Raw genomic sequence first — 1,217 nt, forward strand, 5'->3', positions numbered from 1 at the left:
GAAGTAGGTGCCGCCATGCCGTTGACCACCCGACTCACGAAATTCTTCGGGATCGAGCACCCGATCCTGCTCGGGCCCATTGCCCTGGCCTGCGACGGGGGCCGGCGAGGGCGGCGCTGAGGAATCCGGGTCGGCCGCCGCCACCGCGGCCGACGCGGCCCAGCCGGCGACCATCAGACTCGCGACGGCCACTCGCGCCGCGGAAGGAACTGCACCCATATGCAGAAAGCGTACCGGGGCCGCGAGGCGAAATCATAAAGCTGCGGATTCGGACCAGCGGCGATACCGAAGGGTCGTCAACCCCGCGGTGGCTCCGGCGCGCCCGCGCGGTTCAGGATGCGGGCCGCGTCGGCGACCATGTCCTCGACGATGCTCGCGGCCGGCTGGACGTCGCGGATGCGGCCCACGCCTTCGCCAACGAGGATGCCCGCGGTGTCGAAATCCTCGGCCGCCAACGCCGCCTGGAAGGCGGCGACCGCCTCCGGCAGCGACGCCGTCAGCTCGGCTTCCTTGCCGTGCCAGGTGTCGAGGAAGGCGTTGGTCAGGGCCCGCGCGGTGTACATGGGCGGCCAGTCGAGCCGACGCACCAGGTCGTAGACGGTGGTCCGCACGGTGTCGTCACCGCCGGCGCGGACGGCCCGCTCGTGCGCCCGCGGCGACACCAAGGCCTCCGGCGACGCCCAGAACCGGGTGCCCACGACCGCCCCGTCGGCGCCCAGGGCCAGGGCGGCCGCCAAGCCGCGCCCGTCGGTGACGCCCCCGGCGGCCGCCACCAGGGTGGCGGGCGAACGCGCGGCGACCAGGTCGGCGACCTCGGGCACCAGCGTGAAGGTGGAACGGACGCTCATGCCGTGCCCGCCGGCTTCGCCGCCTTGGGCCACCAAGACGTCTGCGCCGGCGTCCAGGGCCTGGCGCGCCTGCTCGAGATTTTGCACCTGGGCGATCAGCGCGGCCCCCGCCGCGCGAATCCGCTCGGCGAACGGTTGCAGGTCACCGAAGGACAGCAGCACCGTCGGCGGGCGCTGCGCGAGTGCGATGTCGAGCACGTCGGGCCGCAGGTTCCAGGTGATGAACCCGTATCCGACGCGGGCGCCGGCGGCGCGACCGATCTGCTCCCGCATCCAGTCGGGGTCGCCGTAGCCGCCACCGATGAGGCCCAGGCCACCGGCGGCCGTCACCGCCGCCGCGAGCCGGCCCCCGGCCACCAGGGCCATCGG

General features: G+C 73.9%; 1 protein-coding gene and 1 pseudogene. Both read right to left on the reverse strand.

Annotated features, from left to right (window positions below):
- A pseudogene (locus A5700_RS26195) lies at positions 1–219 on the reverse strand (hypothetical protein); the annotation flags it as partial.
- Positions 220–296: 77 nt separating this feature from the next.
- Positions 297–1,217, reverse strand: a 921-nt coding sequence (locus A5700_RS18805; protein WP_068204934.1) for a nitronate monooxygenase family protein, incomplete at its 5' end; no start/stop codon positions are given.

The organism is Mycobacterium sp. E1214 (assembly GCF_001666755.1).
GTDB lineage: Bacteria > Actinomycetota > Actinomycetes > Mycobacteriales > Mycobacteriaceae > Mycobacterium.